General features: G+C 69.2%; 19 protein-coding genes. 6 read left to right on the top strand and 13 right to left on the bottom strand.

Annotated features, from left to right (window positions below; all coding sequences use genetic code 11):
* Positions 1–75 precede the first annotated feature (75 nt).
* The gene (locus ACH4U7_RS26090; RefSeq protein ID WP_398530268.1) at positions 76–759 is read left to right on the top strand and encodes a hypothetical protein; all 684 of its coding nucleotides are present in this window, start codon (positions 76–78) and stop codon (positions 757–759) included.
* A complete protein-coding gene (locus tag ACH4U7_RS26095) occupies positions 756–2,081 on the top strand; it encodes a 7-cyano-7-deazaguanine synthase (RefSeq protein ID WP_398530269.1) in 1,326 nt (441 codons plus the stop codon). The genes ACH4U7_RS26090 and ACH4U7_RS26095 overlap by 4 nt, the downstream gene beginning before the upstream one ends.
* Before the next feature lie 1,115 nt (positions 2,082–3,196).
* Here the strand turns inward: ACH4U7_RS26095 and ACH4U7_RS26100 are convergent.
* The 4 genes from ACH4U7_RS26100 to ACH4U7_RS26115 form a co-directional block, all read right to left on the bottom strand.
* The gene (locus tag ACH4U7_RS26100; protein WP_398530270.1) at positions 3,197–5,236 is read right to left on the bottom strand and encodes a TerD family protein; all 2,040 of its coding nucleotides are present in this window, start codon (positions 5,234–5,236) and stop codon (positions 3,197–3,199) included.
* A gap of 776 nt (positions 5,237–6,012) precedes the next feature.
* Complete coding sequence (locus ACH4U7_RS26105) at positions 6,013–8,379, bottom strand: ATP-binding protein (protein ID WP_398530271.1); 2,367 nt, start codon at positions 8,377–8,379, stop codon at positions 6,013–6,015.
* 55 nt (positions 8,380–8,434) lie between these two features.
* The gene (locus ACH4U7_RS26110) at positions 8,435–9,070 is read right to left on the bottom strand and encodes a DUF6879 family protein (protein ID WP_398530272.1); all 636 of its coding nucleotides are present in this window, start codon (positions 9,068–9,070) and stop codon (positions 8,435–8,437) included.
* A complete protein-coding gene (locus ACH4U7_RS26115; RefSeq protein WP_352139834.1) occupies positions 9,063–9,332 on the bottom strand; it encodes a hypothetical protein in 270 nt (89 codons plus the stop codon). The genes ACH4U7_RS26110 and ACH4U7_RS26115 overlap by 8 nt, the downstream gene beginning before the upstream one ends.
* A gap of 625 nt (positions 9,333–9,957) precedes the next feature.
* On the opposite strand from ACH4U7_RS26115, the gene ACH4U7_RS26120 reads away from it, so the two are divergent.
* Both ACH4U7_RS26120 and ACH4U7_RS26125 read left to right on the top strand, forming a co-directional pair.
* On the top strand, positions 9,958–10,299 hold the full coding sequence (locus ACH4U7_RS26120) for a helix-turn-helix domain-containing protein (RefSeq protein WP_398530273.1): 342 nt from the start codon (positions 9,958–9,960) through the stop codon (positions 10,297–10,299).
* A 369-nt stretch (positions 10,300–10,668) separates the two neighbouring features.
* Positions 10,669–10,914, top strand: a complete 246-nt coding sequence (locus ACH4U7_RS26125; RefSeq protein WP_398530274.1) for a hypothetical protein — start codon at positions 10,669–10,671, stop codon at positions 10,912–10,914.
* Between the two features lie 234 nt (positions 10,915–11,148).
* Here the strand turns inward: ACH4U7_RS26125 and ACH4U7_RS26130 are convergent, their stop codons facing one another.
* Positions 11,149–11,550 (bottom strand): MerR family transcriptional regulator, encoded by a 402-nt coding sequence (locus tag ACH4U7_RS26130; protein ID WP_398530275.1) that lies wholly within the window; start codon positions 11,548–11,550, stop codon positions 11,149–11,151.
* Between the two features lie 122 nt (positions 11,551–11,672).
* On the opposite strand from ACH4U7_RS26130, the gene ACH4U7_RS26135 reads away from it, so the two are divergent.
* A complete protein-coding gene (locus tag ACH4U7_RS26135) occupies positions 11,673–12,386 on the top strand; it encodes an SDR family oxidoreductase (RefSeq protein WP_398530276.1) in 714 nt (237 codons plus the stop codon).
* Positions 12,387–12,613: 227 nt separating this feature from the next.
* On the opposite strand, the gene ACH4U7_RS26140 is transcribed toward ACH4U7_RS26135, so the two are convergent.
* The 5 genes from ACH4U7_RS26140 to ACH4U7_RS26160 form a co-directional block, all read right to left on the bottom strand.
* A complete protein-coding gene (locus tag ACH4U7_RS26140; protein WP_398530277.1) occupies positions 12,614–13,780 on the bottom strand; it encodes a hypothetical protein in 1,167 nt (388 codons plus the stop codon).
* Positions 13,781–13,839: 59 nt separating this feature from the next.
* A complete protein-coding gene (locus ACH4U7_RS26145; RefSeq protein WP_398530278.1) occupies positions 13,840–15,222 on the bottom strand; it encodes an N-6 DNA methylase in 1,383 nt (460 codons plus the stop codon).
* Positions 15,223–15,341: 119 nt separating this feature from the next.
* Entirely contained in the window at positions 15,342–15,527 is a 186-nt protein-coding gene (locus tag ACH4U7_RS26150) for a hypothetical protein (RefSeq protein ID WP_398530279.1), read from the bottom strand.
* 366 nt (positions 15,528–15,893) lie between these two features.
* Positions 15,894–17,570 (bottom strand): SWIM zinc finger domain-containing protein, encoded by a 1,677-nt coding sequence (locus tag ACH4U7_RS26155; RefSeq protein ID WP_398530280.1) that lies wholly within the window; start codon positions 17,568–17,570, stop codon positions 15,894–15,896.
* A gap of 75 nt (positions 17,571–17,645) precedes the next feature.
* Positions 17,646–19,079 (bottom strand): ATP-binding protein, encoded by a 1,434-nt coding sequence (locus ACH4U7_RS26160; protein WP_398530281.1) that lies wholly within the window; start codon positions 19,077–19,079, stop codon positions 17,646–17,648.
* A 246-nt stretch (positions 19,080–19,325) separates the two neighbouring features.
* Between ACH4U7_RS26160 and ACH4U7_RS26165 the strand changes: the two genes are divergently transcribed.
* Complete coding sequence (locus ACH4U7_RS26165; RefSeq protein WP_398530282.1) at positions 19,326–21,068, top strand: SDR family oxidoreductase; 1,743 nt, start codon at positions 19,326–19,328, stop codon at positions 21,066–21,068.
* 12 nt (positions 21,069–21,080) lie between these two features.
* Here the strand turns inward: ACH4U7_RS26165 and ACH4U7_RS26170 are convergent, their stop codons facing one another.
* The 3 genes from ACH4U7_RS26170 to ACH4U7_RS26180 are packed head-to-tail and all read right to left on the bottom strand — an operon-like array spanning position 21,081 to position 24,645.
* Positions 21,081–22,688, bottom strand: coding sequence for an FAD-dependent oxidoreductase (locus tag ACH4U7_RS26170; protein ID WP_398530283.1), 1,608 nt, complete (start codon positions 22,686–22,688; stop codon positions 21,081–21,083).
* Positions 22,685–23,428 (bottom strand): methyltransferase domain-containing protein, encoded by a 744-nt coding sequence (locus ACH4U7_RS26175; RefSeq protein WP_398530284.1) that lies wholly within the window; start codon positions 23,426–23,428, stop codon positions 22,685–22,687. Before ACH4U7_RS26175 ends, ACH4U7_RS26170 begins: the two co-directional genes overlap by 4 nt.
* 17 nt (positions 23,429–23,445) lie before the next feature.
* Entirely contained in the window at positions 23,446–24,645 is a 1,200-nt protein-coding gene (locus ACH4U7_RS26180) for a lycopene cyclase family protein (RefSeq protein WP_398530285.1), read from the bottom strand.
* Between the last annotated feature and the right edge of the window lie 293 nt (positions 24,646–24,938).

Below are 24,938 nucleotides of genomic sequence, written 5' to 3' on the forward strand. Positions count from 1 at the left end.
CGTACGGGCATCGCGGGTGAGTGGAGTCACGCGAGCGGACAGGTATCGGCCTGGCCGTCGGACGCGCCGGACGCCTTGGCGAGGCTGGACGACATCGCTGCAGAGCATCTGACGCTACTCCACCGGACCCTCCAGGAGGATCCGACAGCCTTCGGCCTCTACGACGCGGCGTGCGCGGCAGGGGAACGGCTGACCGCCGCCGTGGACATCTGGGCGCTGAGCCGGGACGGCGATGAATTCGCCGCCCGCTTCACCGCAGCCGTGGGAGGCGAGGGCGGCACCGTGACGGACGCGGCCGTGCGGCGCGCCGCCGCAGCATCCGCCCATCGCCTCCTGGAACGGCATCCCGGAGCCGGTACCCCAGGCGGCAGCGGCTTGTCCGGCGACGTGTTCTGCCTGCTTTACCAAGGGTTCTTCGCAGACGTTGTGGCTGAGTTCCTTCGTACCGCGGTCGCCGAAAAGGCCAAACTCGTCGTTCCGCTGCTGCCCGCGCTCGATCCCGAGGACCACATCGCCGGCTGGATAGCCGAGCACGTTCTGCGCCTGCTGCCGAACCCATGTGAAGAAGCCGAACAGCTGGCGGAGGTGGAAGAGGAAGGGGATCGGGCCGCATCAGAGGTCGAGTATCCGATCACTCCCCTGCGGCTCGTCGCGCACCGACTCGTTCCTCAAGCGGTCGGCCAAGCGCTGGGCCTGCTCCCCGACGGACCGAGCGGGAATACGGACGGCACGTCGCATGAGAGAGAGCCTGCCGCATGACCAAAACGCATCCCCGGTTCTTCTGGCTTTCCCAACCGGGCGCCGAAGCACCGCCCCAGCGCTGGCAGCCCCTGCACGACGCCGTGTACTGGGAACGCCCGTCACGCGGACCGGACCGACGGCAGTTGTTCGCCCCCGCCCCGGACTGGGCGGATGATCTCCAGCGGGTGGCGCGCGCCGTCTTCGCAGCGGACCGGTATGCCAGCCGTGCCGATGGCTTCGACCACTGGACCCGGCACATCACCCTCTCCGTACCGGTCGCCGATTCCGAGCGATGGAACCGTGCCCTCCCCGCTCTGACGGCCGTTCTGGGGACGGTGACGGGTGACCTGTGGGAAGTCGTTTTCCGGCCCATGCCCGGAAAGTCGGTCCGGGAAGAGCCCCTCACCTTCGCCTCCGAGGAGTACGCGCACGATGTCGCTCTGTTCTCCGGCGGCCTCGACTCCCTCGGCTGGGCAGCGCAGCGTGCCACCCTGCCCACACCTTGCACGCTGCTCCTCATCACCTTTGAGGAACGGAACTTCGAGGCACTGCAGGAGCATGTGTACCAAGCTGTGTATGGCCTGCGGGGGCGACGAGGCCGGTTACGGCGTCTTCACCAGAGCCAGACCGTGCGTACGCCACGTGGCAGCGGCATCAAGCTGGAGCGGTCCACCCGCTCACGCGGCCTGCTGTACGCGGCGACCGCCGTGCACGCGGCCGCGGCGGAGCACGTCCCCGTCGTCCACCTGCCGGAGAACGGCCAACTCGCCCTCAACCCGCCGCTGTCGGCCGCCCGGGCCGGAGCCTGCTCGACCCGCTCGGTGCACCCGTGGACGCTTCACCACCTCAACCGCGTGATCTCCGAGGTCGCGGGTCCGGGGGCCGAGATACACGTCGAGAATCCCTTCGCGACGCTCACCAAAGGTGAAGTCTGCGAGGTGGCGCATAACGCTGGGCTGCCGCAGCAGGTGCTGGAGGCCACCTTGAGCTGCGGCGCTCCCCCCGACCGCCGACCTGCTGGGCCCGCACTCGCCCACTGCGGCCTCTGCTATCCGTGCCTGGTCCGCCGCTCAGGCCTGCTGCACACGTTCGGCGACGACTGCACGCCGTACGCGGCCGATCCCTGGGACCCCACCCTGTCCGCCGCCCGTACGGGAACCTGGCGGGCCCTGCGGCGATGGCTGGACACTGAGTGGAACATGCTTGACTTGGTGGCGGACGCCCCGCTGCCGCCGAATACGCAACCGGCTCCACTCCTGGACGTGGTCGAGCGGGGCCGGAGAGAACTGCGGGCGCTGGTCGCGTGGGCGGACGAGAAGGCGCCGCAGAAAGCGTCGTGACCCGACCCCCAATGCCACGTTCGGTTCAACGGCATCGTCGGACTCCAGTCGCCCTCTCACACCCGCTGCCAGGCCCGCTGCTGTGCGGGGCAGTCCTGGCCGGTGCCAGGATTATCCGGCTGACCCAGCAGCGTGTGGATCTAGCCAAGGAAGTCGGCTCGTGCCCGAAATCGCAGCAAAAGCACCTTCTTGCACCGCCCGGCGGCTCTGCCACGGGCCAGGCCGCGACAGGGACCGTGAGGGGCGGCCCCTGCTCAGCGGCCGAAGCGCCGGTCGTCTACTTGCCCCTTCGATTCACCGGGACGGCCGTCTGGATCACCAGCTCACCGCCCACCAATGGGTCGGTTCGTCCCCATGCACCGAGTCCCCCGCCGGGGGCACCCTTCATGAGGTGCCCAAAGACCCCGTCACCAGCGGAAACGCTGAGGTCGGAGTCTTCGTGTGTGCGCAGGCGGATGCCACCCTGAGCGGCCATATGACGGCGGCTGTGGACTATTAGTGGGCGGGCGACAAGAGACGAACCTCCAGGTCAGGTGGCAATTCTTAGGCCATCCTCCGAGCGTCCGCAAGGCACCGCTGCACGCCAGACACCAGGTTCCGGAGTCGCCCCGGTCGCTCCGCCTCACGGTCCATCTATTCGTCGAAGCGAGGACGCAGATGCCGCACCATGCCCAACCAGTGGCGACGTACTGCTGAACGACTGATCGAGATCTCCTCCTGTACCTCCGTCCGGAGTCGTCAGTCCAGCCTTGTTCCCGATCTTCTTCTAGCAGAGGAGCTTTGAGAACGGCCACCGCTTCATCGAGGACCACAAGCAAGTCCATGACACGTCCGAATGATCACAGGACTCAACGTTTCCTCGGCGGCCAGCAGGAGCCAAGCGCAATGAGAACGCCCAAAGCTGACCCGCTCGTCGCGCCGGGTGAACAGGGGCGCACCTTCCACCGCCTTCCAGCCTCGCAACGACGAAGGCCCCCAGACGAGCCTGGGGCCTGAAGCTTAGCGCCGTGCGTGATCACTCGTACTTGCGCAACAGCTCTTCGATCTTGCGGTTGGCGATCTCCTGTCGATCGCCGCAGCCGCGTGCAGTCTGAGGCGGCCAAGATCGCTGAGCTTTAGCCCGTCGCCCCTTCCTTAGACGGTGCTCGGCGAGGTGTCGCACCCTCCAAATGGACCACCACGGCGGTGTAGAAGCGGTGTACCGCGTCGTCGACGCTGCGAATGAAGCCTGACTCGGCGTTGCCGCGACTGCTTCCCATGCTCTTGACGAGGGACAGACGGAAGCCAGCGATCTGGGTGCCGTTCTGCTTGGGCAGCATGTCCGCTGGCTCGGGGCGGAGCCGTTCGAGCGTTCCCCGTGGGCCGCTTGTTTCTCCTTCGATGAGGGTTTCGATGTGCAGATCCGCCGGCGCCTCGGACAAGCGCCGGACGAGCCGCTTTGCCCATGCCAGGGGGTAGCCTTGCTCGGGTGCCGGAATCTCGATGGAAGTGCGGAGCTTGCCTATACGCAGGTCTGCGCTGATCGCCAGGACGCCGGGCGTTCCCTCGATGCGCAGCTCCGCTTGAAGTTTCCCGTCGAGACAGAGCTGATCGGCGACGCGGCCCCGGAGTGCTTTCGGATCGGTTCCGCGCCTGGCACGGCGGACGGGCAGTACTTTCTGCCCCAGTTCGCCGCCCAGCCGGAGGCAGACCTGGCGGATGAGCCGCTCCCAGCTCTCGACGACCTCCAGTGCACGTGAGTCTCCCTGGCACAGGGTTTCGTCGTCGATTCCGTTGCGTACTGGTACCCAGGCCGGGCCCATGTTCTGGAAGCCGTGGCAGCCGGAGTTTTCGTGCTGCAAATAATGCAGCAGTTCCTGGAGGAGCCAGGCGTGCGCCGCATTGCCGACGCCCTCGTGCCGGATCAACATCTGTGCTTGATGCGCGACTTCCGCCCATGACAAATGCCAGAGAGCTACCTTGTGTTTGCGCCTTCCGTCGATCTTGACGTCAACAAGCGGGCTGCCCTCCAACGCGACGTCGTTCGACAGCGTGATCACAGCCTCATAGGCACGGCGCGCGGCGATGTCCATGTATGCCTGTACCTGATCGACCTTGAGGGCGTTGCCGTTGGTCTTCGTCTCGACGAGCGCCGTCCACAGCTTGCCGGCCCGCTCGACCCGGATCACTCCGTCGGGGCGCCGTGGGGTATCACTGTGCGGCAAGGTGACCTCGGTGAAGGTCTCCATGCGGCCAGCCGGCGCTCCGAACGCGGCAGTGAGCCTCCTGCCGAATTCCGGCGCCTGTGCCATCACCGACAGCAGCACCGAGGTCGCACGCGTTTCACGGTCCCGGTCGCTCTTGAGCGCCGAGACTGGGAAGAGTCTGGCCTCTTTCCACGACTCGTTCTCTGCCAGCGTTTTCTTGGCCGCCTTGGGTAGGGTGACCTTCTTCTTCGCAGTACGAGGTCGTGCCGTCGGCTTCCTCGGCTGGACCTCGTCGTCAGGCCGACGAGGGGCGGGGAAGGCCCCCAGCGTCCCGTGTGGCTGCGGTTCGTTGGCTAACGCCGGTGCCGTCGTGTCCGCCTGATCGTCGATGGCGGCCTTGTTCCGCACTTCCTCGACAGCCGCGTCGTCCTCGATGTCGACGCCGAAGTCCGTCGCCAGACCGGCGAGGCCCGTGTCGTAGCCCTGGCCGACGGCGCGGAACTTCCAATCTTCCCCACGTCGGTACAACTCGCCGAAGATGATCGCGCTCACGGAGTCGGCGTCGTCGATGGCGAAGCGGAGGAGTTCCTCACCGCTCCCGTCCGCCAACGACAGCTTCACGCCGTCCAGTTCTACGAAGCGAGCGCTTTCGTACCGGCTGGCAGCCACGACGATGCGGTCGACTTCAGACGGGACCGCGGTCAAGTCGAAGCTGATCCGGTCCTCGCTTCCGTCAGCCGTCGGCGTCTTGCCCAGAAGCTGCACACTCCCGTCAGCGGCAACCGGGTGGTTGTAGAAGCAGAAGTCGGCGTCGCTGCGGACCTTGCCGTTCGCGTCCAGCAACAGGACGGACACGTCGGCATCCCCCTCGCCGGTCGGGCTCCCCCAACTCAGACTGACGATCACCGAACCGACGTTCTCGCTCAGGGCTGCGAGAGATACATTCGAACCCTTGACCATTTCACGCATAAATCCCCCCAAACGATGCAACCTGGGCACGAGAGCACCCCGCCCCAGCTGCCCTTATGCGCAGCGTTATGTGACGAGCCGCACACAGATGACTGTAGTGCCCCTAGGGTGCAGCCGTAGGGGGCCGCACAGAATCTGTGAATTGTTCGTGTAGGGGACTTGAGACGGTTGCTGAGGAGCACAGGGGTCACAGCGGTCAACGCCTCGTTGATGCCATCGCGTGTGTTCGGTGCAGCGTGCGGCCGCTTCAAGGCGAAGACGTACCACGTCATCGACGGCACCTTCTCGATCACCGCGTCGGGCAGCCCTGTCACTGTCGAACTCTTCGTCATCCCGGGTCGGGGGAGGAGCTTGGAGCGGTAATGGTCCGCGAGCCCCTTGGTGCGGAACTGCTCGGAGAAAACGTTCCCGGCCGCGATCCATCTGACGTCATAGAACGGCTTCTTGGTGTCCCTCCTCCGGACGCCCCAGACCCTTCACGTCGAGAGACTTCGCGCCGCCGCCCTGAGCGCCCCCCGTCGGAGGCATGGGATCTCGGGAATCCTCGTATCTTGATCCACCACTTCACAGATGACGTCCGATGCCGTGCGACGCAGCCTCAGCTCATAAGGCCCCACCGCGTACTCGACAGCGTTCGCCACCAACTCCGACACGGCCAGCACGGCACCATTCACCGCCTCGCCGTCGGGAGACCACTCAGGGCATACCCCAAGACGCCCCAGGCACGAGCCGGACCCCCTTTGGGTAGCCCTGAGAGACGGAAGCCGACCGCTGCATCAGCTGACTTCTGCCATCTGGCGTTCGATGTCCTCACGCGCCGCCACTGCACGAGGATCGTCGAAGTCGGCGAGGAGCCTCAGCGCCTGTGTCCAGTGCCGGCGGGCTTCCTCCGGGCTTTCGCCGAGTACGGCCAAGCCCATGCCGTCGAGGGCCAGGGCCTGGTGCCACTCATCGCCGAGATCACGATGCGTCGAGGCGGCCTGGCAGTAGAAGTCGGCCGCCTCTGCATGACGTCCGAGTCGGCAGTACACCTCGCCCACGCCCTGCCAGGCCAGTGCCTCTCGGCTGCGGTCCGCGAGGCGGCGGTGCAGCGTGGCGGATCGCTGATAGGAGGTCAGGGCCTCGGCGAACTGACCCTTCGCCTGCTGGGCATCGCGGACAGTCAGGAGCCAGAAGCCCTCCAGGCGCAGGTTACGGAGGCCAAGGGCGATATCGAGGGCGGCCTGGGCAAAGACCAGGGCTTCCTCGGTATCGCCCTGCTCACGCCGGACGTCGCTCAGCACGCGCAGGATGTTGCCCTCACCGCGCTGGTCGCTGAGAGCGCGGTGCGCTGCCAGGGCTTGGTCGATGACGGTCGCCGCCTCTGGAAGCCATCCGGCGCGGTAGTGGGTGGTTGCGAGGTTGGACAGCGCGGTGGCGGCCCAGTGGGCAGCGTCCTGCTCCTGGAAGCCGGCGATGGCCTGCTCGAAGTGGCGGGCAGCGGCGTCGAGTCGTCTGCCGCGGAGGTGATTGAGTCCGATCAGGTTGAGCGAGCGTGCCTCGCCCAGGCGGTCGCCCAGGTCGCGCCGGATCATCAGCGCGTTCTCGTGGTATTCGAGACTCTCAGCCAGGCGGTTGATGCGGGTGTGAGCCATCCCGAGCCAGGTGAGGAGTACGCCCTGCGCGGCACGTTCGCCTAACCTTTCCGCTGCCTCCAGCCCGATTCTGCCCACAGCCGGCCAGCTCGTGCCCGAGGCGGAAGGAAACTGCGCGTTCCATAGGACTGCCGACAACTGCCAGGCCAGTCGGTCCTGCCTGGCGTCGGCTGCCGTACGTACGGCCTGGAGGAGGTTGGCATGCTCCCGCTCGGCCCAGTCCACGGCAGCGTCGTAGTCGGGGAACGTCAGTGGGCTGACATCGCCCGGGACAGGCGGGAGGGTCAGGCGGTCCTCGGCGGGGTTGATCCAGCTCTGCGCGGCATCGGCGGTGTGCAGATACCACTCCAGCACCCGGTACAGGGCTGCTTCCCGCTCGGCAGGCGGCTCCTCGTGCTGGGCCTGGTCGATGGCGTAGGCGCGCAGCAGATCATGGAACTGGTAGCGGTCCGGGGCGGTCTGTTCCAGCAGATGGGCACCGACCAGAGAGTCCAGCAGTTGCCGGGTCCGGCTGCTGCTGGTCGACCCGGCCAGGGCCGCGGCGGCGTGCAGCCCGAACTCGGGTCCGGGGTGCAGGCCGAGCAGGCGGAACAGGCGGGCGGCCTGCTCGGATAGGGCGCGGTAGGACCACGCGAAGACGGTGCGGACTGCTTCGGCCTCCTCGTCGTCGCCCGTGCTCAGGGCATCCCAGAGGGCTGATTCGTCGCGCAGGTCGGCGATCAGGTCGGACAGCCGCAGGTGGGGGTGGCTGGCCGCGCGTTCCGCGGCTATGCGCAGCGCCAGCGGAAGCCGTGCGCACAGGCGGGCCAGTTCGGCGAGTTGCATCTCGTCGTCCACCGGCCGGTATCCGGCGGTGACGGCCCGCAGCAGTGCGACCGCTTCCGGCTCCGGCAGTACGCCGAGCGTGAGTCGGCGGGCCCCGTCACGGACGGCTAGGCCGGACAGGCGGCTGCGGCTGGTGACCAGCACCAGGCTGTGCGCGCTTCCGGGCAGCAACGGCCTGACCTGGCCGACGCTGGCCGCGTTGTCCAGGACGACCAGTACCCGACGGTCGGCCAGCAACGAGCGGTACAACGCGGCAGCGGCATCGAGGTCCTGTGGTACGGCATCGGCCGGGACACCGAGAGAGGTCAGAAAGTGGTGCAGGGCATCGCGTGCCGCTACCGGCTCTCCGGGGTCGTAGCCGCGCAGATTGGCGTACAGCTGGCCATCCGGGAAGCGCTCCCGGACCTGGTGTGCCCAGCGCAGTGCCAGCGATGTCTTTCCGGCGCCTGCGGTGCCGGCTATCACGTATGCCGAGACGACGAGTGGACCGCCGTCCTCGCTGGTGAGAACGGCGTTCAGCTCGCCGAGCTCACCAGTGCGGTTGACGAATCCGCTTACGTCAGCCGGTAACTGGCGTGGGGTGGGGCTCGCGGTACTTCCCCGGTCCGGCTTGCCCTGCGTGTGGAAGTGGATGCCTCCGTGGACATTCCTCGCCTGGACAACGTCACGCGAGGATCCCGACAACTCGGAATGGGTGCTGCCGGACTGCTCGCCCCCTCCGCCTGGCGCTGCGATCGGCCTACTCCTTTCCTGCGCTCAGCGTCGGCGGGTCAAGGTGCGCCACCTCACGGTCGAAGTAGGAGATCACATCTTCACCTACCGCGTAGAGCGCCTTGATGTAGTTCTCCCAGCGCGTCACAAGGTCACGGTCGGTGTAGCGGATCGCGCCGTTCGCAACTCCAGCCTCGGTGTACAGGATCTGGAAGAGGGTGTGGCTGCCGAGCACGACCAATTCCGGGAGTGGGTGAGTGCTCTCCGACGCGGCCACCCGTTCGGCGGGGATGACCCTGATCCTCTGCCCGTGTTGCGCACGCTGCCGCTGGGAGTGGAGTTCCCACTGCACATACGGTGTCAGCGGCTTCTCGACTACCCGCACACGATGAAAGGCATAACCCCTGCGTGCCTCCTCCTGAGCGGCCGCGGCCAGGGTGTCGCGCCGGTCGGCGAGAAGTCGCAGCGCCTCGTCCCAGTCGCCCCGGCGCAGGGCGTCGCGACTCGGACTGCCCTGCTCCTCGAAGTGTTGCCGACGCTCCAGCTTCCAGGAACTTCCGTCACGGACCGCCTCCTCCCGTTCCCGAAAGTCCTGCCTGTAGGCGGTCCGGGCGAGCCGTTCACCATGCTTGGGGGTGAGGGCAGGGGCAAGGAGATCAAGCATCGGGGATGTCCTTCTTGGCCGCGCTGAGCATGTTCCCTGGGATGACAACCAGCCGCTCATCCGGAGCGAGGTTCACGCCATGAGGCAGACGGGCGCGGTAGGCGGCTGTCAGATCCCTGCCGATCACAGCAACATCGCCATTGTCGAGCTGCCAGATGTCCGGGCACTCGTCATTGCCATCGGAGTTCCCCAGCTCTTCGGCTGATCTCCCCAGCCGACGCTCGAATAACGCGGACGGGTCAGCCTCCCAGGCTCGGGCCATGTCTGCCTCCGGTCGAGGTGGTCGAGCGCGCTGTTGCTACACAGTGTATCCAGGGCGGTACCCAAAGGTGAGAGGGTCGCCTTACAGTCATCGGGCAGCTCACCCAGTGTGTGGATCTTGCCAAGGTCATCGGGCTCGTGCCCGAGATCGCGTCTGGTTCACCAGCTCACCGCCCACCACTGCGGGCCCACCCGGTAGCCCCCGGACGAGACTCGGGCCGGCTTGGGTATGTCGCCTACGACATATATCGGTGTGGACGAGCTCTTCGCGATCGAGATCGAACCCGAGGTTCGCGACTGGCTGGAGGCTCTGCCAGCCAAGCACTTCCTCAAAGTCGATGCGTACGTCGGACTCCTCACCGAGTACGCCGCCGGGCTCAGCGAGCCGATCGCTACCTCGGCGACGGAGTCCGCGAGCTGCGCCCCACCCTGGACGGCGCCGACATACGCATCACGTACTGGCCCCCCCATCGCACGGCCGTCCTGCTGACCATCTTCCGGAAGACGAAGATGCGAGAGGAAGCGGAGGTCAGGCGGGCCAAGCTCGCCCAGAAGACTTGTGAAGCCGAACACGGCCCCGCGCATGAGGCGTTCGTACGCGTGATCGAGGAAGGAGAGCTTGAGCAATGAACCACAGCCGCTGGAAGACCCTGCGCGAACGGAAGCTCGCCGAGGGGTTCACCGAGCCGGATGACGTAGCCGAGGCCCGTCAGCAGATCGCGCTGTCCATGGCCCTCGCCCGCGCCGTGTACGAACGCCGCACCGAGCTCGCCCTGACCCAGACCGAGCTGGCCGCCCGCGCGGGACTGACCCAGGCCAAGATCTCGCGCATCGAGGGCTCCGACACCGTTCCCACGCTGCCTCTCCTCGCCAAGCTGGCCAAGGCCCTGGATGCCTCGCTCAACATCGCCCTCGATGATGACGACACACAGGTGACCTTCACCCCGCATCGCACCGACGCGGCCTGATGCGGTGACGCTCCGGATGCCGCCGAAGGCAGCCCCATGACAGTGATCACGTAATGACCGCGTAATGATCTTGATGAGTTTGCCCGCAGGTCAGCGGGCATTTTTGAGCAGTTCCCGCAGGTGAAGGCCAAGGTGGACGCCGGATATCGAGGCATGGCCAAGCAGTTCCCCGACCAGGCGGAAGCTCCACCACCGAAGCCGATAACCGCGCCGTGGCGGAGGAGGCGAGTTGCCTGGCCAGCGTGCGGCCCCCTGACCATGCCCGATCCCAAACCGGGCAGGACACCGGCCAAAGCCGCTCCGTCGGCCTCGTGTGGTGTGCGAGTTCCCCGGAAGCGGCTTCCGGCCATCTGTCCTACGGTGCCCAGTATGAGCACCCTCAATGAACGAGAGCTAGCAGTGCTCCGGGCGATGATCAGTTACTTCAACGACCATCACAGCTCTCTTCCGCACTCCTACGACCTGGCCCAATACGTTCGTCTCACCCATGAAGAAATCATCGAGGCAGGAGACGAGCTCGAACGTCGCGGCTACGTCCGGCTGGACCGATCAGCCTTCGGCGGGTGGGCAGTGTTCAAGGTCACCTGGGAGGGTCAACGGGCTGCCCAGCGGTAGGAGGTAGTGCGCGGCGGGGACGCCCCGGACATCTATGGATGACAACCACTGGTCGATCGTCTGGAGACACCCCCCAAGCTCGGACCGCCTTGGCGACGGTGGCGCCCATCACACGGCACCGGGATCGCACAGTGCCGTGGATCTTCCTGCGCCGCCGACCCCGGGACCAAGTGCCACAGGAGCACGCACAGAAACCTTTCACAACGGCGCGCATCACGCACGACCCGCCGCACGTCAGGACAAGACCCTTTCGTGGGATGCCGCCTGATCGAGCGACGAGGGGCAGCTCTTCGTGTCCGGATGTGTCGCCAGCTCGATCAGCAAGTCGAGTCGGCGGTTCGCCGCCTGGAGCTCGGAGATCTTTTCTTTGATGCGGGCGCGTTCATCGAGCAAGCGCTCCAACAACTCGGGGCCGATATATCGAGCGTCGATGCCGGGCAGAAGGGTCGCGATCAAGCGGCTGCCAAGACCGGCTGCGTAAAGCTCCTGGATGAGTCCCACACGGTCCACAGCGGACTCCGGGTAGACGCGCTGGCCACTGGCCGTGCGCTGGGGACACAGAAGGGCCTGCTCCTCGTAGTAGCGCAGGGCACGCGTGCTGACTCCAGCCCTTTTAGCCAGTTCACCGATACGCATCGTGGCTCTCTCTGCTGTGCGCTGTCGCCTGTCACGACTTGCCCTTGACGTCAACGTCAAGTTTTAGCGTAGACGGCACGGGGCGGAAGTGAACCGCTCACCGCCCGATGAAAGGAATGATCATGGATATCGCCGGTTCCATTGCACTCGTGACCGGAGCCAATCGAGGGATCGGTCGGTGCTTCGTCGATGAGCTGCTGGCCCGGGGAGCCAAGAAGGTCTACGCCGCCGCTCGTCGCCCGGAGCTGATCGACACCTCCGACTCGCGGATCACGCCGCTGCGCCTGGACCTGCTGGACCAGAAGTCGATCGTGGACGCCGCAGCAGCAGCGCAGGATGTCACGTTGCTGGTCAACAACGCCGGTATCGCTACCGGAGCGCAGCTCCTGACCGGCGACCTCGACACGATCCGACTGGAACTGGAAACACATCTTTTCGGCACACTTCAGGTTATTCGCGCCTTTGTGCCGGCTCTCACTTCCAATGGCGGGGGCGCCATGGTGAACGTCCTCTCCGTGCTGTCGTGGGTCGCCACCGAAGGAACGGGTTCCTACGCCGTGGCCAAGGCTGCGGAGTGGAACATGACCAACGGCGTGCGCCTTGAGCTCGCCGGTCAGAAGACCCTCGTCCAGGGGGTGCACCTGGGTGCCGCCGACACCGACATCATGGCTGGGCGCGATGTCCCCAAGATCGACCCGGCCGACGTCGCACGAGCCAGTCTCGACGGCGTACAGGCCGGCGCCGTTGAGGTACTGGTCGATGAGCCCAGCCGCTTCGTCAAGGCCGCGCTCTCGGGTGACCCCGCGGAGCTCTACGGCCCGCCGCCCGGTAACTGACCCGTCCGCCGACCACGGTTCCATCGATCCCCGGGGCCGGATTCTGGAGCGTCAGGGACTGCCGCCCGCCGCGGAGCAGGTCGCAGTTCCTCGTCCGACCGGTACGCCGTCGCCCCTCTGAGCCATGGCCAGGCCTACGGCTGCAAGGCCGGCAGCCGTCCTTCCCGAGATTCCCGCCCCGGCCCAGATCTCGTATAAGCGTCTGACGCGATCAGGCTGACACGCCTTCACGTTGACGAGTCAATGCGTGGCACGGTTCCTTGCCGTTCGAAGAGCCCCCCTGAAGTCGACGGGATGTTGCGGAGCAGTATGTCGAGGAGTGCCTTCAGGGTGTGGTTCTCATCGAGCGCCGCGCGCGCCCTGCGGTGCAGGGGCTCCGCCGTCGCGTGGAATCGATGACGCGTCTCGGGGCCCGGCCAGGCGACGTCAAGGGCCGAGAAGCCCCGCTTGGTGAGCTCACGGGCGTGTCTGCCGTGGGCCGCGTCCGACAGGTCTCTGCTTCGGGAACGGAGTTCGTGCAGAAGCCACCACAGGTCCGTAGGCTCGGCAGGAGTGACCGCGAGGACCCCTCTGGACGGTACGGCGGGCAGGAGGGTGACCGCGGTGTGAGCTCCGTCCGGGCGGGGCGCTATCAGCAGCGTCCCCGGAGGGGATACGACGCGTGGGTCGGCCGGCTCATGGGGAGTGGTGTCCTCGATATAGGGCAGGGAGGCGTTGAAGAGCTGGGCGGGAGCGACCCGGGGGGCCATCACGCCTTCGCTGTCCGGGAGGGGCGCGGAGGCCGACTTCCCGGTCCGCGCACGGGCAACCCTCTGGAATGTGCTCGGGGGCCAACCGGGCCGCTCGGAGGCCAAGATGGCGTAATGGGCATCGGCCAGGGCGACCGCGTCGGCGGCGATTTGTTGATTGAGCTCGGTCTTCCGCTCGATCAGACTGATCAGTTCACGGATCGCCCCCATCTGTTCGCGCGGGGGAAGGGCCACCGGCATCTTCCGCAGGGCGTCGAGGCTCAGGGTCGGCTCGACATGGGCGGTGACATGCTGTTCGATCCAGGACCTGGCGGTGGGAGTCCTGAGCCAGATACGCAGCCACTCGGTGACATCGGGGTCCTTGGACCTGATGATCCCCACGGAGCGCGTCGCGATCCAGCCGTGGTGCTCCGCAGTCACCAGGGCCGCATCGCCGACCCGGCGGACCAGGACGACCACGAGATCGCCCTCCCGCAGCGCCGCCCGCGTCGTCCGCGGGTGGGCTCTGCCGGTACGGCCCGGCTGGTCGGTGGTGATCCGTCCATCGCCAATGTCGCCCGCGCGGACGACACCTTGATCGTCCGGCAGGCCGTTCTCGAGGATGCCGTACGTGAGCTTCAGGTCGGCGGCGTCTTCCACCGTCACCTTCTCCCAGGCCTCAAAGCGCCTCGGGAGTGAGGCGACTGCGGTCGTGAGGTCGTGCATCACAGGCTGTCCAAGGCTCGTCGCAGGTCACGCTCCAGCACGTGTGCTTCATCGAACTTCGCGTACAACTCCCGGGTGAGCCGCTCGACCTGGAGTCGCGCCGCCACGCCTTCCTCAACCGCTTCGACTCCCGCGTATGACGTGGGCAGCAGATCGTGCTCACGGTCGGCGATCTCCTGAGCGGAGCTGGACCGGCACCAGCCGGGCTCATCCTCGTAGTCGCCTTCCCGCCCTCCGGAATCGGCCGCTGTCCCCCTCCAAGCGGCAAGCGTGCGCAGGATCTTCTCCACGCCGTCGGGGGCCAGGCGCCGCTGCCGGGATTTACCCACAAGCTCGTACGCCTCTCGGGCATGGATGAAGAGGACCTGACCACGACGATCTCTCTGCCCCCAGCCCCTGTGCGGGCTCTTGTCCCGATTCAGCAGCCAGACGCAGCAGGAGATCTTGGTATGGGTAAACAGTCCGGGTGGCAGCGCCACGACGCACTCGACGAGGTCGGAGCCGACAAGATGTTCGCGGATTCTTCGCTCGATCGGTCGTACGCCGGTGGCAGCACCGTCGGCCATGAGGACGGCGGCCCTGCCCTGAGGAGCAAGGGCGTGTGCGATATGCAGCAGCCAGGCGAAATTGCCTTTGTCGCGTGGCGGAGCAGCTTCTTCCGGCCACCGTGGGTCGTTCTCGGGCAGGGGGTCGGGTCCCCAAGCCGACACGTTGAAGGGCGGATTGGCGAGCACGATGTCGTATGACGCGTGTGCGGGCCGCTCCAAGCTGTCCATCGGCGGCTCAAGCGTTGCCGTGACACCGTGCGCGGCGAGGTTCATCTGCGCGATCTGCAAGGTGCCGGCATGAAGGTCCTGCCCTGTCAGTGACAACTTGGCATCGAGAAAGCCGATCTGTTCACGAACCTGGCGTACGGCCTCGATCAGCAGCCCCGCCGAGCCGCACACGGGGTCGAGGACCCGGTTCCCGTCCTGAGGCACCGCCGCTGCCACCATCAGTCGCACGATGTCCCCAGGCGTGAAGTAGTGTCCGCCCTGAGCCTGAGCGGCGGACAAATCCGCCAGACATTGGTCAAGTAGCCCGGCCGGCTTCTCAGCTCGGTCGATGGCCACGATCAGCCGGCGGAGCTGATCCTCGACCGTCGCCGGAAGCCGGGGCACCAGGCCCGGGTCCTCATCGGCATCCTCCAGGCCAAGACCTCGCGGCAGCCACTGACTCAGGCAGCTTCGAACGCGCGGTCCCACCGGTGAGGAACGGTCTGCGGTCTGGGCGACGAGCCAGGTCCACGAAGGTCTCCTCGATACCGCCGCATGATGGTCCCGTGCCGCCCACCGCAGGTAGATCAAGCCGACGACAACGCGGCAGGCGTCCTGTGCGTTCATCCTGCCGCTGATGCTCCGCGTCAGCCGCCGAACCTGAACCGGCACCGCGTCCGGTCCTGCTTCCATAATCCCTCCCGGCGTTTGCGCCCTCTGTCGCACAGGCTGCCGGTCACGCACGCTCACACCACCCCCACAGCGGACATGATCAGGATGACAAGCGGCAGGGTGGCGGCGAAGGCCGCGGCCCCTGTCCGGATCGCCGCCGTAAGCCGCGCCCCTCCCGTCCTCTCCAGCATCCCGGCCAGCAATGCGACCACCACCGCGAACAAGATCGCCACGGTCACGAGCAACAGCTTGTGTTCCATCTCCGACTCCCACCCTCTCGATGTGTCGCCCCATGGGGCGTACTACGAGTGCGTTCGGCTCGCTTTCCCTCGCCGACTTGCAGGAACCGTAGAGGTCGCACGGCAAGCACCGCCTAGAGCACGCGATTTGGGTTTTTCTTACGGAGAAGAGGAGGCTATCAGGGCCTGAATCGAGGAGCACAGGGTTTGGGCTTTCCCGGCAAGGCGGAGTCGGCATCCACGCAGGGGCAGTTACGCCCCCGGCCTTTCGGCCTCCGGTCGCAGGGAGCGGCTCGGTCCTCCGTGCTAGGAGATGGCGAGAGCGGGGGCCACGCCATGCGGCGGCTGCCCACCACCGGCTGCGGCTCCGGTCGTACGGGCGCGGATTCACAAGCCGTGCTGGTCGAGGAGTCTCATCAGGTTGCGTTTGCGCTTCTGGTCGGCGCGCAGGGCGGTGCGGTACGTGGTGAACTCGTCCTGGGTACCCAGGCTGCGGTGGCAGTCGCGGATGCTCAGCAGCAGGCTGGTCAGCTGCTCGTAGACCGCGTTGCCCGTCTGCTTCGTGAGGGGTTCGGTCAGGCGCCGGTAGACGCGGAGGGCGTCGGCGGGGCGGGTGGGGCGGGCCTGGTCGGCGAGGGTGAGCCACTGCCGGTCGTCGGCACCGGTCTCGGTGGCGGCCTGCCATGCCGCGTCGGTGTCCTTGTCGTCGAGCAGGGCGTCGATCAGGGCCGGGCCGCCGTACCGAGAGTGCTGTTGCCGCTCCGCGTCGGCACGCAGCAGGGACAGCGCTCCCTCACGCTCGGCCGGCCAGCAGCCCGCGGCCCTGGCGGCGGCTCGCAGTTGCTGGTACGCGAGCAGGGTGCGGCGGGCGCCGAAGTGGTCGCGGCGCAGGGCCACGGCATCGGGGAGCCGGTCCGCCTGCGTGTAGCGGTCGCAGAGGTAGTCGACGAGGGCGGTGTCGACGGCGGCGAGGTCGCGGGCGGCCTGGATGCCGCGTTCCGCCCAGCGCAGGGCCTCGTCGGGGCGCCGGGCCGTGTCCAGCTCGTGGGCGATGACCAGGTGCGTGTGTCCGTTCGGTGCCAGGTCGGCCGCATGCACGGCGATCACCGCGTCGACATCACCTCCCGCCTTGGCCAGACGCTCCATCAGGTACTTCTCCGCCCAACCGCGGCGGTTCCCCCGCCACGCCTCGACCGCCAGCTTCCGCAGGACGGCCACCCCCTCTTCGCCGAGGACGTCCTCGTAGTCGAGCGGATCGATGTCCGTGAGGCCGTCGTCCATGTCGCCGAGCGCATGGCCGACCAGCCAGCGCGCGAGCTCCTCCGGGTCGGGGCGTGCCGCACGGCACGCGTCGAGATGGACGCCCGCGAGGTCCGCACCGACCTGACCGAGCCATCCGTCCGAGTCGTCGATGTTCTCCACCGCGTCGGCGAGCAGCTTCATCGCCTCCCGCGCCAGGGTGATCGCGTCGTCGGCCCGGCCCGAACCGGTGAGTGCGCCGATCGCGGACACCGCCTGCCCGGCCTGGTCGGCGTAGGCGCGGGCATCGGCGTACTCGACGTACCCGTACTGCGCGAACGGTGAGATGTCCAGCAGATCGCGGATACGGGCCCGGACCGCGGCGAGGTCCCCGCGAGCGCTCGCGGCCCTCAGCTCCAGACGGCGGCGCAACTGCTGGTCCTCGGCGATCTGTTCCCGCACCAGAGCGAGCAACTCGTCCTTGGATAGGCCGGACAGCCACCCGTCAAGGTCCTTCGCACGGTCCCGGGCCGCCTTCCGCTGCCGCGGCAGGCTCTCCCGCTGGGCGAGCACGGTCAGGCCGAGGGCGACCAGATGCTTGCAGAAGTTGCCCTCCATGCCGTACGGGCAGTCACACTCGCCGGACAGCCCGCCAGGCCTGTCCAGCGCCAACTCCACCTCGTACCGCTCCCTGCCGTGGACACTCGCGGTGACCCAGCCGTCACCGACCTCGACCCCGGACACCGCGTCCAGGTAGCCGAGCCCGCGCTCGTAGGAACGGGGCCCAGCCAACGCCCGCAGAGTCGACTCGCTGAACCCTTCCATGGCCTTCCTCTGCTCTCGTGCCGTCTGCTGACCTCGGCATCCGCCCTCTGGGGCGCTTGCCCGCCTCTTCTGCGGCTACTGCCAAGCGCGGACCAGGTCCTCCGGGCCCCAGTGGGCCGCGAGCGGCAGGTCGTTCTCGATGCCGCAGCGGGAGACGGCAACGAGCGGGGTGTCCGGTTCGGCGCCGGGCACCGCGAGCATGTCCCGGGCCAGGGCGTCGTACTCGCGGCGGCCGAACGGATGAGACTCCAGCCACTTGACCGAGCCGATGAAGTGCACCACGCCCGCCACCGGTTCGCGGTCGACGCCGATCAGGTCGATCTCGGGGTTGTTCTGCCGGTTCCACCAGCCGCCGACCGCCTCCGTCTGAGGCCATCTGTCATCGGGGAGCAGGCGCAGCAGCGACTCGCGAATAACCGGCTCGACCGCACGTCCTCGCCAGGTGGTCCACGACCGCTCGATGCGCTCCAGTGCGAGATCACCGCGGCCGCGTTCGATGAGCGGGATTCCCCGCTGCAGGAAGGCCAGCCAGAAACGAAGGTACGGGTCGGCGATCCGGTAGCGCTTGTTCTTGGTGTCGGCCTTGGTGGACAGCGGCAGGTCGGTGGCCAGGATCCGCTTGGTCTGCAGGGTGTGCAGCAGCGGGGACAGGGTTCCGGAGGGCAGGGCGCCGGCGCCGCCGGCCTGGGCGGCGATGGTGGAGAAGGTCCGCTCGCCGCTGCCGACCGCCTCCAGCACCGCCCGCGAGTGCGAGGCTTCGGGGAACTCGCCCAGGAGTGAGAGTTCGCCTGCCACCAGTAGCGGCGACAGGGGGTTGGCCACGGCCTCGCACAGGAAGTCCGTACGGCCCGTTCCCGGTCGCCACGACTGGACGATCTCGGGGAAGCCCCCGGTGATCAGTAGTGCGTCCACCGCGTCCGCCGCGTCCAGACCAGTCATCGCCTGCACATCGGCCAGGTGCAGCGGACGTACGGTCATCTTCGCGGCCCGGCCGAAGAACGGACGGCCGTACGACTGCAGCGCCTCCATCACCGACATGTCGCTGCCCACAAGGATCAGCAGAACCGGCTTGGCGGACAGGTGACGGTCCCAGACCGTCTGCAGCGCCCCTTCGAACTCCTGGTCCTGTTCCACCAGCCACGGCACCTCGTCGATCACCGCGATACTCGGGGCATCGTCCGGCACCGCGACGGCCAGGGAACGCAGCGCCTGGTTCCAGTCCGCGGCGTGCAGTCCGGCCACCAGCTCCGCCCCGGGCAGAGGGGACTGCGCGAGCGCCGTGGCGAAGTCCGCCCGCTCGGCCACGGCGTTGCGGCCCCGGGTCGCCTGGAAGACCACGTACGGAACCCCGGACCGGTCACAGAACTCCTGGACCAGACGGGACTTCCCTACCCGGCGCCGCCCCGTCATGATCACAGCCTGCCCCCGGGTGGCCCCCGCGCCCCCGGCCACAAGACCCAGTTGCCTCGTCAGCAGGTCGAGGTCAGCGACCCTGCCCTTGAACTCCACCCCTGCTCCACCTCCAGCACGGCGCATTCAAGCGCAGTTTCGATCTTACGTAGCTTGAATCTTACTTAGATGCTAGCTCCCTTCTTTGGAGAAGCGGGCGATCCCGGAAGGTGGTGCTCCGTGCCGATCCGCCCCGTCACCCGGCCGCCGCACGCACCGGGTGCATCCGGCCCGTCCGCCCGCACCGTAGAGACAGGGAAGTCACACACGACGACGCGGCGGACGGCAGACGGCTGAGGCGGGACCATGGGCGACGAACAGGCCACCAGGGCGAGTGGGAACGGGCAGGCGGCATCCGACGCCCTGACCTGTCTGGTGACCGGCGCGAGCGGCTACATCGGCGGACGGCTGGTGCCCGAGCTGCTGGACGCCGGACACCGGGTGCGCTGCCTGGTCCGCACCCCGCGCAAGGTGCGCGACCACCCGTGGGCGGACCAGGCGGAGATCGTCCAGGGCGACGTCACGGACGCCGAGTCGGTGGCACGGGCATTGGACGGCGTGGACGTGGCCTACTACCTCGTGCACGCGCTCGGTACCGGTCGCGGCTTCGAGCGGACCGACCGTGACGCGGCCCGCATCTTCGGCGAGCAGGCCCGCCGGGCCGGCGTCCGCCGCCTCGTCTATCTCGGCGGACTCACCCCCGCGGGCGTTCCGGAGTCACGTCTCTCCCCGCACCTGCGTTCCCGCGCGGAGGTCGGCCGCATCCTGCTCGACTCGGGCGTGCCGACCGCCTTCCTGCGCGCCGCCGTCATCATCGGCTCCGGCTCCGTCAGTTTCGAGATGCTGCGCTACCTCACCGAGCGTCTGCCGGTGATGGTCACCCCGCGCTGGGTACGCACCCGCATCCAGCCCATCGCCGTGGGAGACGTGCTGCGCATCCTGGTGGGCTGCGCCGGGCTGCCCCCCGAAGTCAACCGCGCCTTCGACATCGGCGGCCCGGAGGTGCTCACGTACCGGGACATGATGCGCCGGTACGCGGCCATCGCTCACCTGCCCCGGCGGCTCATCCTGCCCGTCCCCGTGCTCACACCCAGGCTGTCCAGCCACTGGATCGGACTGGTGACCCCGGTGCCGGCCTCGCTCGCCCGCCCGCTGACGGAGTCCCTGCGCCACGAGGTGGTCTGCCGGGACCGGGACATCGAGCGGTACGTGCCCAGCCCGCCCGGGCACCCCATCGGCTTCGACCGCGCCGTCGCCCTGGCGCTGCAACGCGTACGAGAGGCTCAGGTCACCACCCGCTGGTCGTCCGCCGCCGTGCCGGGCGCGCCCAGCGACCCGCTGCCCACCGACCCGGACTGGGCGGGTGGCAGCCTGTACACCGACGTGCGGGAACTTGACGCGGACGTGGCGCCGGACGCGCTGTGGCAGGTCATCGAGAGCATCGGCGGGGAGAACGGCTGGTACTCCTTCCCGCTGGCCTGGGCGGTGCGCGGCTGGCTCGACCGTCTCGTCGGCGGCGTGGGCCTGCGCCGGGGCCGACGTGACGCGCGCCGACTGCGGGCGGGCGACTCGCTGGACTTCTGGCGGGTGGAGGAGATCGAGCGGGGGCGGCTGCTGCGGCTGCGTGCCGAGATGCGGCTGCCCGGCCTGGCCTGGCTGGAGATGCGCGTGGACGGCGACACCGGCGGGCCCGTCCGGTACCGGCAGCGGGCCCTGTTCCACCCGCGCGGACTACTCGGCCATCTGTACTGGTGGAGCATCTCGCCCCTCCACGCGGTCGTCTTCGGAGGCATGGCCCGCAACATCGTCCGCGCCGCCGCGGCCCGTGACCAGGAGCAACGTGCGGAACACTCCAGGGCGGCCACGGCCGACGGGTCCGCCGCGCCAGATCCCGGCAGCGCTCCGGGGCCGGGCTCCGGCCGTGCCGCTCTTCATGCGCGACCGCGCCCTGGCGTCGGCCGGGTTCGCCACACCCAACCGCACCGCTTTCCTCGCCGGCTGCCTGGCCGACTTCGACGCCTCGCTGCGCGAGCGCGGCGGCGGACGTGACGCCCGCCCCCGTCACCCGCCGTGTGCCGCCCGCGCCGCCCACCGCAGGACGGCCCCGCGGCCCCGTTCGGGCACGGTCCACAGCGGATGCCCGCGCAGACCCCAGCGGCTCAGCAGCGCGTTGGCGGCGAGGAACCCGCTGGTGGCCGCCCGCTCCATCAGCGCCACCGGCAGACCGGTGCGCACGGCGTCGCCCGCCACGACCAGGCCCGGCACGGGTGTACGCACGGCCGGCCGGTCGCCGTACCCGCCGACCGGGAACAGCGGGCAGTCGGCGCGCCATTCGTGGCGGGCGTCCACCACCCGGGCGCTGTGCGTCTCCGGGTAGATCCGGTGCAGTTGCCCGAGGAGTTCCTTCTGCCGGACCTCCCGGTCGGTGTCGCCCGGCAGCGCGTAAGCGTGCAGTTCCACGACCGACCCGCCCGTGCGGGCGGCCCAGCGGGCGGCTTCGCCCTCCCACCGGTTCAGGACGCTGACGTTGTCCAGGAGGCCGTATCCACTGGTGCCCAGGAAGCCGGGCCGGTCGCCGCGGACAGGCCGGTCCAGCCACAGGCGGGAGACCAGGAACGGCGGAGCGGTGCGCAGCCGCGCCACCCGCTCGCGCCACGTCTCGTCCCCGAGCCCCTCGGACCGGGCCACCACGCCGCGCAGCGCTCCCGGGTCCAGGGCCAGCACCACGGCGTCGCACCGCTCCCCGGCGCCGTCGGCGGCCACGGTGAAACCGCCGCCGGGCAGGACCTCGACCGCTTCGACAGCGACCGAGGTCCGCAGCTCGGCCCCGAGACCGGTCAGATACCCGGCGAGCGGGTCCCACAGGGCCTGCGGGAACGGCTCGTCCGGTACGTCGAACAGCAGGCCCTCGGCCGAGCCGAGGAAGTAGACGTGGAACATCAGCGCCATCTCCGCCGCCGACAGCCGGCGGGGGTCGGCGAAGAAGCTGCGCGAGAAGACCTCGAAGGCCAGGTGCCGCGCCGCCGCCGGGAAGCGGATCGCCTCCAGGAAGTCGTGGGCGCTGATGTGGTCGAGTCGCTCGTACACTCCGGGCACCCGCACGTCGAGCAGCGGCAGCGCGGCCCGGGCGTCCATCCGGGCCAGGTCGCGCATCCGGAAGGAGCGGCTCAGCGCGACGAAGCCGAGCGCGCTCAGCGGTGGCGTACGTGGGACGTGCCGGAAGCTGTCGTGGCCGCCCTCCGCGTGGCGCAGGGGGTAGTCGGGCAGGCCGGTCAGCCGGGACAGGGCCGGATCGGTGCGGCGCAGCAGGGCGCGCAGGTTGTAGTACTGGCGGAAGAAGGCGTGGAAGCCACGGCTCATCGTCACCGTGCTGCCGTCGGCGAGCTGGGTGCGCCAGCCGGCCAGTCGGCCGCCGAGCACCTCCTCGCGCTCGTACAGGGTGACCCGCACCCCGCGCTCGGCCAGCGCCGTGGCGGCCGTCAGTCCGGCGATGCCACCGCCTACGACCATGGCGTGCGGTGCGGCCGCGGGGTCGGCGCGATCGGCCCCGGGCGGGGCTGGCAGCAGCCGGGCGAGCCGGTCCAGGCCGGGGCGGTGCGGGCCGGGGCGGTGCAGGCCGAACAGGTCCAGGCCGGGGCGGTGCGCGGGCCGTCGGGTGCCGGTGGTCATCGCGGGTCCTCCTCGCTCGCCGGCCGGCCGCCCGTCGGCCGGAGGGCCACCACCGTGTGCGTGATGCCGGTCTGCCAGCCAGGCAGCGGCAGTACCCGCACCCGCTCGAAGCCGGCCCGCGCCACCCGTCGGCCCAGAGCGTCGGCCGTGTCGAAGCCGAGGACGCTGCGCCACAGATGCCGGTAGAGCGCCCCATCCCCCAGCAGCGTGGCGACCGGCAGAAGGATCCCGCCGCACACCGCACTCCACACCGCGCGGTGCGCGGCCCTCCCGCTCAGCGCGTACTCGTGTACCGCCAGACGGCCGTACGGCGCGAGCAGCCGGTGGGCCGTGGCGAGCACGGCGTCCGGGTCGGTGGCGTTGCGCAGCAGGTATGCGGCGAAGACCGCGTCGAACGGGCCGTTCACGCCCGCCTCGGCCAGCCGTTCCACCGGCGCGTGCACGAACCGCACCGGCCGCGCCCACCGCCGGGCGGCCGCCCGGCGGAGCATCCCCGCCGAGGCGTCGACCGCCGTGATGTCCGCACCGGGCAGCACGGTGGCCAGAGCGGCCGTGGACGCTCCCGTACCGCATCCCAGGTCCAGCACCCGCGGCCCGGTGCCGTCCCGGGGGAGCCCGAGCCGCCGTGCCGAGCGGCGCAAGTGGGCGTGGTACCCGGGGTTGGTGGCCACCAGCGCGTCGTAGCTGCGGGCGGCATGGTCGAAGGCGTCGGCCAGATCGGCGTCGCGCAGAAGGGGCATGCGGTCCGGCTCCGAGGTCAGGCGGCGGGAAGGCTCCGGCGCGGGGCGAGGGGCAGGGCGAGGGCGGAGGCGAGCATCGCGGCGACGGGCAGGTGCGCGCCGATGGCGAGGTCCTCCGGCAGGCTGGTACGGCCGTCCAGGAACCGCAGCAGCCGCGGTGCGGGCACGCGCCCGAACAGGCGGGTGAAGAAGGCGGGGCCGTCCACCCGTCCGGTGTCGAGGGCGTGCAGCAGCACCGCGTCCATGAGGCGGGCGCGTGTGGGGTGGGGCCGCGGGGGCAGCGGATACCGTCCGGTGTGCAGGGCGGCGGCCACGGCGCTCGTCTGCCGCTGCACGGCGCTGAAGGTGTAGCCGGTCGACGGACGGGTGGCGCCGGAGCAGGCCCCGATCCGGAACACGCCCGGCGCCGTCTGCCGGACGAAGTCGGCGTCCGTCATCGGGATCACCCCCTGCTCGCACGCGGTGACCTCGTAGCCGGCCAGACCGAGCACGCGCTCCGCGTAGTCCCGCAGCACGCGGTCGTACCCGGCACGGCTGAGCACCCGGCGGGAGAACTCCGTGTATTCGACCAGCGCCTCGTGCGGGCCGACCGGCAGCACGTAGCCGAAGGAGAGACCGTGCGCGGGCTGCGGCGTGCGGAAGTCCATCAGTTCCACGACGGACGAGTCGAAGACCGGCCGCCCCGTACGGACGAACCAGCCGCGGAAGTGCTGCAGCAGTGTCGTACGCGCGGGCGGGAGGCGACTGAGCGGGCGTGAGTCGAACACCCAGCGGGCGCGGACGGCGACGCTGCCGCCGTCCGCGCGGCGGGCGTGCACCAGGGCGCCGCCGCCCGGCACCGGGGCGACCTGGTCGACGGCCGCCTCGACGCGCGAGACCCGCCCGCTCGCCGCGACGCGACGGCCGACCAGCGCCTCGAAGGCGTCGGAACGCAGCATCTTGTAGCGCAGTGGCGCGATGGCCGTGGTCACGGACGTACCGTCGGCGCCGCGCACGCGCAGCCACTGCCAGGAAGCGGCCAGCGCCTCGTCGTAGGGGCCGTCGTCCGGCTCCCAGAAGCACCAGGTGCGCGGTGCGGCGCGGGCCGGACCGGGCGGGGCGGCCAGCAGTACCGTGTCCAGCGGTCCGGCGCCCGAGGGCGGCCGGGCCAGCCGCAGCGCGAGCGACAGCCCCGCGGCCCCGGCTCCCACCACGGCGACGTCGGCCTTCAGGTCCACGACCGCTGCTCCCTTCCTCGGGCCGTTCTCATGGCGATCAGGCCGGTACGTCACCCGTCGGGACGAGACGGCGTCCGCCCGGTGCCATCCAGTGTTTCCGGCCGCCCGCGGTGAGCGGATGCGGTGCGCGGCGTGTCGGCGCGGGACACGTCCCCGGCGCGGGAGCTTCCCCCGTTCGGCGCATCCGGTCCGGCGCCATAGGCGGAATGTGTCCTGACACGAGCGATATGACAACGGCCGAGAGGACGATCCGCGATGTGCTTCACCCAGGCGCCCCGCCGATCCGCGGCGGG

Origin of the sequence: Streptomyces sp. NPDC020845, assembly GCF_044334165.1 — a bacterium.
GTDB lineage: Bacteria > Actinomycetota > Actinomycetes > Streptomycetales > Streptomycetaceae > Streptomyces.